The sequence below is a fragment of the Rhizobacter sp. genome, assembly GCA_021153565.1.
Taxonomy (GTDB): Bacteria; Pseudomonadota; Gammaproteobacteria; order Burkholderiales; family Burkholderiaceae_C; genus Albitalea.
The window spans coordinates 1-8,549 of record JAJKJU010000254.1; the positions used below are offsets into that span (position 1 = coordinate 1).

The window sequence follows — 8,549 nt, forward strand, 5'->3', positions numbered from 1 at the left end:
AAATAGTTGCTCAATGACGGCTGATAGTCGGCGTCGATGAGAAGAACGCGCAGCCCGAAGTCGGCCAGCAGCGCCCCGAGATTGATGGCCAGGGTCGTCTTCCCGACGCCACCCTTGGTGGAGATCACGGAGAAGACAATCATGTAGTTTGCGCATTCGCAAAACGCATGACAACTGCAGCCCTGGCGGCAACCGGTCGGACCGACATCGGGCCAAATTCGAAGCTATTCATCGCCACCTTTCAACATGGCCGTTGCTGCACGAGTGGGTGATGAACCAGCCAGCCTGGTTCGACGGTCGGATCGAATGAGCAGCGATCTCGAAGGCCTGACGCCGCCGTCGTTCCTTGTTGAGGTCCTGGCCAAGGGGTGCTTGTGTGAGGGCCCTCATGGCAATGCGGCAAAGCAACACATCCGGGCGAGAGGCTCATAGTTCTGCGATGATCCGTGCCGCCCTAGAAGCTGGAAACGTCTTGACATCGAAATCGTTCATTTCTATGAAGTAGAAATGCCGAGTTTCTACCAAATATTCATCAACTCGCGGAATATGGTTTCATTGAGTTACTTATTTGTATGAAAAAAACACATCCTGCGAAGTCCATTCAAGTGCTCGTTGCCGACGACCACTCGTTCTTGGCAAGTGGAGTGGTCGGAGAACTAAAAAAGGAGGGAATCGAATGCGTTGCAGTTTTGATCAGTGTTGCCAATTTAATATCTGAATACGAGCGATCCCGGCCTGACGTACTTGTCCTCGACGTTTCCTACGGGGATGAAGTGACGGGGTTCAGTGCTCTCAGCGATCTTCTCCAGCGTTATCCGGACGCACGAGCCGTTTTCCTCAGTCAACATGATGACGATGAGGTAATAAGCGAGGCTTATAGGGTTGGAGGTTTATCTTTTATTCCTAAAAGAAAGAGCTCCCGTCTTGTATTAGCCGAGGCCATTCGACAAGTGCACGCTGGCAATACACACTTGTTGCCGGAAATTGCCGATCAACTGGCTCGCCTAAGTCTTCAAGGTCTCGCGTCCCCTCGCGCCATTCTCACACAGCGAGAATTAAAAGTATTCGAAATGATGGCTCGCGGCCATACAAACGAGGAAATGGCGAAGGTTCTAGGAGTGACCCCGAGAATGGTGAGCATTAACAGCCAATCAGTGAAAACCAAGCTCAAGGTGGAAAGAAGCGCAGAGATAACATTACTCGCAGTCAAATACAAGATCATCGAACCATGAAATATAAGCGTCGCATCATATTTTCCGCAGTCGCAGGCCTATTACTTGCCGGCATATTCATCGGAATACAGCAATGGCAACATAGTCGAGGTACGCTTTGGCGAATCCTTAGCACAAACTGCATTCCGGCCGCTCAAGTCGGCAAGCCAGGCAAGTGTGCCGAGGTTGCACTCTCACGAGGGACTGAGGCTGGGGATGTTGTGTTCAAAGACCGGAATGGAGTGCTTCAGTATCTCTTGATGCCAACTAGGCGGGTTTCTGGCATCGAGGATGCATTCCTTTATAAGCCAGACGCACCACCCTATTGGGCGGATGCTTGGCGTGCGCGCCGCTGGATGGATGTGTCCAATCTTGCACCGGTTCCCCGTGACGACGTCGCAATCACGGTGAACTCTGCTTGGGGTCGGAGCCAAGATCAGCTGCATTTCCACATCTCCTGTATTCGGGCTGATCTCCGCTCGTACCTTCGCTCATCTGACGCAAGAATCGGCGAGACCTGGTCCCCACTAAAAGATGGCTGGCGAGGGCATCCGTACGAGGTACGTCGTCTTGTCGCCGAAAATCTCGATGGACAGAACCTATTTCTTGAGCTTGCGAAGGATAGTTCTAGTGATTTTGGTCGCCAAGCAATCGCAGTAATTGGTACACGTATTAATGGCCGGGACGGCTTCTGGCTTCTCAGGACTCATGTTGATTTTGGTGCCTTATGGCTTGCTAGCATAGAGGGCGACGTACAAGACCATACCTGCTCTGTTCTACACGGCACAAGCGGGGAAGATGCGGCACCTCGACCGCTAGCAGCCAGATGAGTTGTGAGAAGTTCTTGTGTTCTATAACAAGTTCCAGATTTGGAACAAATCTATTTCATTCAACGTGACGGTTAGGTATGATTAGCCAAGGCCACTGTTCGAATATTAGCGCCGTCATCGGTGCGTGCGTATTTCTCACTTCACCATTGGCTAATGCTGGAACCGATCCAACAGAATCGACCGGCGATATTCCTATTGTGATAACTCCAACTCGGATTAAACAATCGCAAGCCGATGCGCCGGCCAGTGTCACGGTTATCACGTCCGAATTCCTGAAGCGATATGGTGTCCGCTCTGTAGTGGAAGCTATGCGATTCGTGCCAGGGATGCAGGTGACCATGGCAGACGGCAACCAATACCAGGTCAACTATCACGGATCTAACGCGCTCAATCCGAGGCGGATGAACGTGATGCTCAACAACGTCTCGCTTTACCAGGTCACCATCGCAGAAGTCCGCTGGGACACGGTGCCAGTCAGCATGGATGACATTGAGCGAATCGAAATCATTCGAGGGCCTGACTCCGCGTCTTATGGACCAAACTCCATGATGGCGGTCGTCAATATCATCACGAAACACCCCATCGATGTTGCAGGCTGGTTTGTCGCTGCCGACGTCGGAACCAACAACAACAGTCGTGCCACATTGCGTTACGGCGGCACCACGTCAGGCGGAACGACATATCGGCTCAGTCTCGAACACTACGAGAGCGGCGGATTCGACCTCTCGTCCGGAACGGTAGCCCGCCCCTCGTTCAACAACGATCTCAGGACGAACCGGTTCTCGCTGTCCACGGTCATGCCCCTCGGTGAACGCACGGAGATGCGTACCGAGGCTGCGCTTTGGGGCGCAGTGCGGGGCTTTTCTCGCGTGGAGACCAATGCCCTGACCCCGTCTCCCTTGGAGACGAATGCCGGCTATCTGAGCGCTTCAGTGAACCACCAGCTTTCCGCCGACCACGAGATCTCCTTCCGAGGCTACTTTGCGTCCAATCATCAGGCTCAGGAGTGGCGAACTGGATATCCCCAAGCTTCTCTTTTGCCGCAAATGTTCGCCATGTGGCAAGCGAATCCCACGTACGCACCGGCGATCCTTGCGGGGCGGGTACCAAGTGGTGGGACGGCCGGTGACGATGCGCTCGCGCAAACCGCGATTCAAGCGATCGCCGCTCTGGGCCCGGCCGCTCGCCAACTGGCGTTTGCAACGGTCAACCAAGACTTCGTGGAGAACAGGCTTGAGTTGGAGATGCAGGACTCCAACGTGTTCTCGCCGACTTTGCGCACCGTCGCGGGATTCGGTCTCCGACTGAACAGAGGCTCCAGTGAAACGTACTTCGGCGGATCGGTGTTCAATTCCGTTCTCTGGGGCTTCGGCAACGTAGAGTACCGGCTTGGGAAGCGGTCCACGCTGAACGCTGGCGCCTATGTCGAAAACAGCCGACTGGGCGCCCCCGCTATCGCCCCCAGGGCTGCACTCAACTTCAAGGTCGACGAGTTTCAGTCTCTCCGCTTCGTTGTGTCGCACGGCTTCCGATCGCCTGACATTCATGAGCAGAAGTCGAACTGGACTTACACGTTCCGCGACGTAACGCCGGTGCAGTTTGAAGGTGCACGTTTGTACCAGTCCGCGATCTCGACGGAATTCCTGGGCAACGAGCACATCACGTCATACGAAATCGGGTATTTCAAGAGGGCGCCACAGTACGGGCTGACCTTCGATATCAAGGGGTTCTATGAGCACCTGTACCACCTGATCTCGGAGCGCCTTTCCCTCAGCACATTCTTCCCGACCAATAACGGCCAAGTGAATTTGTCGGGGGTCGAGTTCCAGGTGAATGCGGAACTGTCGCCGGGCTGGGGAGTGTTTGCAACCTATGCGCACGTCAACAATGATGCGCCGCAAGGAAGCACGGAAAGGACCCAGTACGCAAAAGACACCGGCTCGATCGGAATAACGCACCGGTTCCAGAACAACGTTCGAGTGTCCGCCAACTTCGCTTACCAATCGAGCGAAGTCCCCTTGACGAACCCCTACGGACGGTTCGATATAAACCTGAGCAAGAGCTTCATCGTAGGCTCGAGGAATGTGGAGCTGACGGCCGGCTTCCGTCGATTCGACTCAAGAGACAATATATGGATCCGTGGCACAACGCCCGTGTACTACGCCTACCCGAGCCGTTATCAGGCGCTGGTTGGCGTTCGTTGCGCCTTCTAAGGGCTGCTTGCGGTAATGAACCTGGCCATCAACATGACATGCACTTGACTGATGGGACGCGCCGACGCTTCCTCAGCGTTGCGGCATCCGTTATTGCGGCGCCGCTCGTGGCTACAGCGGCGAGTCGGGGAGGCTATGAACTGCGTGTTCTCCTGGGCGAGAACGGAGATACAACCCAGCAGATACTGAAGGCGATCACGGTTCGCTTCCCGCATGCCCGCATAGCGGATGCAGTGGCTGTCCAGGACGATCGCAAAGGTACTGCCGTCTATCTCACCCTTGGAGCTGCAGCATTGCAGTCCGCGCTATCGGCTGGCCTGAGTGCGCCGATTCTCGCCCTATTCACGTCGAACGAGGCATTCACGCGTGTCGTCGCCAACCTTCGCCCTGATCAGCGTGTGCAAGGCATCTCCGCTGTCTTCGCGGAGGCGAGTCCACTACATCAGCTGCGGCTGGTAAGAGCGCTGTACAAGCGGCGAGTCGGCATCGCTGCGCTGCTCAGCGCGGGCACTGCGCATCTTCAGTCGCTGATCGAGGAGGCAGCGCGTGCGAACGACTTGGATCTGCACCTGCGGCTCGTCGACCCTGGCGAAAACGTCGTTCGGGCCCTCCTCAGTCAACGAGATGCGCAGGCATTGCTTATGGTTCCTGACCGCAATTTGTACACCGCGGAAAGCCTTCGCACCGTGCTTGAGTCGGCGTACCGACGTACGTTAGGCGTCATTGGGTTCTCACCAGCGCTCGTCCGAGCGGGAGTACTTGCGGCTGCCTATTCCACTATCGACGACGTCTTGTCTCAGGTAGGTGCGGCTGCTGACGCCCTGGCTCAAGGCCACACCCCTTCCCCGCAGTACTCAACGTACTGGCGCGTCCTGATCAATGAGCGTGTCGCCAATTCACTTGACGTCGTGGTCTCCGACTCCGACCGCGCGCTAGGCAATTTGCCCAATTGATCATGAAGCATTGGCATCGTCCCAGGGAATGGAGCATTGCGTCGCGGGTGATGGTCATTGCGACGGTGCCTGTGGCCGTCTTGTTCGTGGCGGTCGCCACTTGGCTTTACGTGAGTGGGAAAAGCAGCGCACTTCTGGCTGTGCATCGAAATGGAGAACTTCTGGCGAGCGCACTGGCCCAAACAAGTCAGTTCGGCGTTGTGTCTGGCAATACGGAGGCCTTAAGACGTTCAATGCAGCACATGCTGCAAGCTAGGACAGACATCTCTCAGATTCAGATTCTCGACGACCACCATATATCCATAGCCACAGCGGGCCAGGCACACCTCGATAAGTCACTCAACTTTGAGCAACCGATCACCGACGATGTACCGGACGTTGACTTGTTCGAGGGCAGCGCTCCACATGCCTCAACATCCAACAACAAGCTTCCCCAGCTCCGTTCAGCACGGGTGGTCGGGTACGTGCGAGTTCTCATGTCGCCAGAGCCAGTGCTCAAGGAGGAACGGCTCCGATTGCTCCTGAACGCCCTCGTCTTGTTGGCAGCTGCTGTCGTCAGCATTCCGTTGGGGCTTTACTTAGCGCGGCCCACCATACGATCACCATTCTCCGAGATGACGCACGCTCTTCGCGCCGTTCGCCATGGCAAGTTCGACATCCAATTCAAGTCGAAGACCGGAGGTGAAATTGGCGAGATGCAGTCTGCCTTCGAAGAGATGGCAAAAGGCCTCAGTATCACTCACGAGGAAATGCAGCAACAGGTACTGCGCAGAACCGGGATGCTGCAACGTGCGATGGAACGTTTGCAGGAGAGCGACCACGAGCGGCGACAGCTCATGGCGCACAGCACCGACCGCATTGAGGAAGAGCGACGGCGGATCGCACGTGAACTGCACGACCAATTCAACTCGGGCCTATTGTCCATTCGGTACAGGGTTTGCTCCCTGCTGGAGCAAGATGGGCTCGACATGGAACAGAAGGAGGTTGCTGCAATCGCCTCGTCAATCATCAATGACGTCGAGAAGCTCTACGACGAAACCCGGCAACTCTTGAAGCGACTCCGACCAGAAGCGCTCGACACGCTCGGCTTGACAGGAGCGATCAGGGCGGCAATTCGGACATTCAACGAGACTCAGCCTGCATGCACCGTTGACCTAGATGCACCTGCAAGCGAACTTCCGCCCCTGTCATCGAAGGTTTCGATCACAGCTTACCGCGTCGTGCAGGAAGCGCTGTCAAATATCCTCAAGCATTCGCAGGCGACCCACGGATCGGTCTCGTATCGCTTTGATAGCGAGGTCCGCTTGGTTGTGCTCGAGGTACATGACAATGGCGTTGGATTTGCACTTGGCCAGAAGTCGGCCGGCTTTGGCATCCTTGGCATGCGCGAACGGGTCGAGTCCGTCGGCGGCACGATGGAATTGCGATCGGCGCCCGGCCATGGCACAGCGCTGTCATTTGCATTACCGGAAGCCGAGCCGCACGATGCGTGACAGAGCGGCCGCTGCCGGCCTGGACGACAAGGCGATCTTCGAAACGATGGCCGTCAATCACATGCCGGCTATCAAGCGCTTTCTCGCCGACGTAAGCGGTCACGGAGCGGCGTCCTTCCGCCCAGCCGTGGTCGCTCGAACAATGCAGGCATCAGCATTGCATGGAGACGACCATGGAAGGTACCAAGCCCAGGGCGACACGGCGGCGCCTGAGCGAGCAGGCGTGGAAGGTCCTGATGAAGCGGTTTGACAGCGCCGCTATGACGATCCAGGAGTTCTGTGCGCGTGAGGGGCTGAGCCCCAGCAACTTCCGGCTGTGGCGCGCGCGACTGATCGCCCGGCGGCCTGAGCCGGTGTCATCGGTGGTACGCCCATCGCCGAAGGCTGCGCCGCCTGCGCCACCGTTTGTCGATCTGGGCCTTCTCGGCGCATCTGCGGCCCGCGACCACGGCGCGCTGGATCTGCGCATCGGAGAGTGATCCAAACCGTGGGAGGCCATTTACGCGGCTTGGCCGCCGACATCGATGGCGTAACAGCACATGGTTGAGCGGGATTCGGCCCGGATTCTGCGAATCTGACTGCGAAGGCTGATCAAGCTGGCCCCTGGCCCTGCGGTCGCTTACAGCAGGCCGGCGTCGGCTACGCTGGCGACTGTGCCAACCGATCGGAGTTGCCATGCGACTGATCATCGAAGCCCGCTTGGAGCGGTGACCAAACGATTGCGACAGCGACTGATCCAACAATCGTTGCAGTGGTGGAACGGAAGGATCGGAGCGTTGCCGACTTGGGACTCACGCTTGCCGAAGGCCGGGCCCTGCTCGCCGAGGTTCAATCGGTACTGGTGTCGCAACAGACTGCAGACTGGATGGAGGGTCAGTTAACCTGCCGCCACTGCGGCTCGGTTCTGGCGCACAAGGACAGCCGATCGATCGTGGTGCGGACTGCGTTTGGTAAGGTCGAAGTGCCGAGCCCGAGGCTGTGGGCGTGCAGCTGCATGGCAAAGCGAGGAAAACCGCGCCGCTCCGTGAGTCCGCTCTGTCAGGCTGTTCCCCAGCGAGCCACTCGGGAATTGGAGTACCTTCAGGCCAAGTGGGCTGCCCATCTGCCCTATCGGCAGGCCACTGAGCTGCTTCGGGAGGTCCTGCCGCTGGACAAGGGGATCTCCTTCGGCAGCACGCGACGCACGACTCTTGCCGTCGGCAACGCACTCGACGTCGCGATCGAGCGCGACATCGCCTCCCGGCCCAAGCCCATCGAAGGCGATCGAGTTCGCGAATCGGTCAGCGTCGGCTGCGTCAGCGTGGACTCGGCGTGGCTGAGATTTAGCAGCAGCGCCGAGAGCCGTAAAGCCGCGCGCGACCTGGCGAAGCTGATATCGCCCTGCGCACAAAACTTGGTCCAAGAGCGGCACGTCAACATAGTTGCCGGGCCCGCAACGTTTGTCGATCGCACTCCCCGCCCTGTATGCGTACGTGCACAAGCAGGTGACGTCGGCGGCCGCGCGGTTGGACCAGTTTCTCTCCGCAAGCGGCGTGGCTCCCAACGAGCGAGTCACCGTGATCAGTGACGATGCAGGCGAGTTCGGCAAGGCTGTGGAGGGTAGTCAGCTCGCCAGAGGACGGATCCTGGACTGGTTTCACGTCGCGATGAAATTCAAGGCCGCGGCGAACTCGGTGTTTGGCAGCGCGACGATCCCGTCGGAGGAGCGAGTCGCTGTGGAGACCGAGATCGATCACGCCAAGTGGCTCGTCTGGCACGGCAAAGGCCGAAAATCGGTGGCACGCATCAAGGCTCTGGATGCCTCGCTGCTGGCGAGGGAAGGCTATGAGAACTCGACGTTGTGGTGGAA

7 protein-coding genes and 1 pseudogene are annotated in these 8,549 nt (G+C 57.6%); 7 read left to right on the top strand and 1 reads right to left on the bottom strand.

What is annotated here, in order from left to right:
• Positions 1-143, bottom strand: a 143-nt coding sequence (locus tag AC30NL_RS16285) for a ParA family protein (RefSeq protein ID WP_489464850.1), incomplete at its 3' end; no start/stop codon positions are given.
• Between the two features lie 429 nt (positions 144-572).
• Between AC30NL_RS16285 and AC30NL_RS16290 the strand changes: the two genes are divergently transcribed.
• The 7 genes and pseudogenes from AC30NL_RS16290 to AC30NL_RS16320 form a co-directional block, all read left to right on the top strand.
• A complete protein-coding gene (locus AC30NL_RS16290; protein WP_489465049.1) occupies positions 573-1,232 on the top strand; it encodes a response regulator transcription factor in 660 nt (219 codons plus the stop codon).
• Positions 1,229-2,041, top strand: coding sequence for a CDP-diacylglycerol diphosphatase (locus AC30NL_RS16295; protein ID WP_489465050.1), 813 nt, complete (start codon positions 1,229-1,231; stop codon positions 2,039-2,041). Before AC30NL_RS16290 ends, AC30NL_RS16295 begins: the two co-directional genes overlap by 4 nt.
• 77 nt (positions 2,042-2,118) lie before the next feature.
• Positions 2,119-4,254 (top strand): TonB-dependent receptor plug domain-containing protein, encoded by a 2,136-nt coding sequence (locus tag AC30NL_RS16300; RefSeq protein WP_489465051.1) that lies wholly within the window; start codon positions 2,119-2,121, stop codon positions 4,252-4,254.
• A 38-nt stretch (positions 4,255-4,292) separates the two neighbouring features.
• On the top strand, positions 4,293-5,207 hold the full coding sequence (locus tag AC30NL_RS16305) for a hypothetical protein (protein ID WP_489465052.1): 915 nt from the start codon (positions 4,293-4,295) through the stop codon (positions 5,205-5,207).
• An 86-nt stretch (positions 5,208-5,293) separates the two neighbouring features.
• Entirely contained in the window at positions 5,294-6,700 is a 1,407-nt protein-coding gene (locus AC30NL_RS16310; RefSeq protein ID WP_489465054.1) for an ATP-binding protein, read from the top strand.
• Between the two features lie 173 nt (positions 6,701-6,873).
• Positions 6,874-7,179, top strand: a complete 306-nt coding sequence (gene tnpA, locus AC30NL_RS16315; RefSeq protein WP_489465053.1) for an IS66 family insertion sequence element accessory protein TnpA — start codon at positions 6,874-6,876, stop codon at positions 7,177-7,179.
• Positions 7,180-8,139: 960 nt separating this feature from the next.
• Positions 8,140-8,549 (top strand): annotated as a pseudogene (locus tag AC30NL_RS16320) (hypothetical protein); the annotation flags it as partial.

Excerpts from the sequence above, each read along its gene's own strand:
- AC30NL_RS16305 (WP_489465052.1), top strand. The coding sequence starts at position 4,293 with ATGCACTTGACTGATGGGACGCGCCGACGCTTCCTCAGCGTTGCGGCA.
- AC30NL_RS16290 (WP_489465049.1), top strand. The coding sequence starts at position 573 with ATGAAAAAAACACATCCTGCGAAGTCCATTCAAGTGCTCGTTGCCGAC.
- AC30NL_RS16295 (WP_489465050.1), top strand. The coding sequence starts at position 1,229 with ATGAAATATAAGCGTCGCATCATATTTTCCGCAGTCGCAGGCCTATTA.
- AC30NL_RS16300 (WP_489465051.1), top strand. The coding sequence starts at position 2,119 with ATGATTAGCCAAGGCCACTGTTCGAATATTAGCGCCGTCATCGGTGCG.
- tnpA (WP_489465053.1), top strand. The coding sequence starts at position 6,874 with ATGGAAGGTACCAAGCCCAGGGCGACACGGCGGCGCCTGAGCGAGCAG.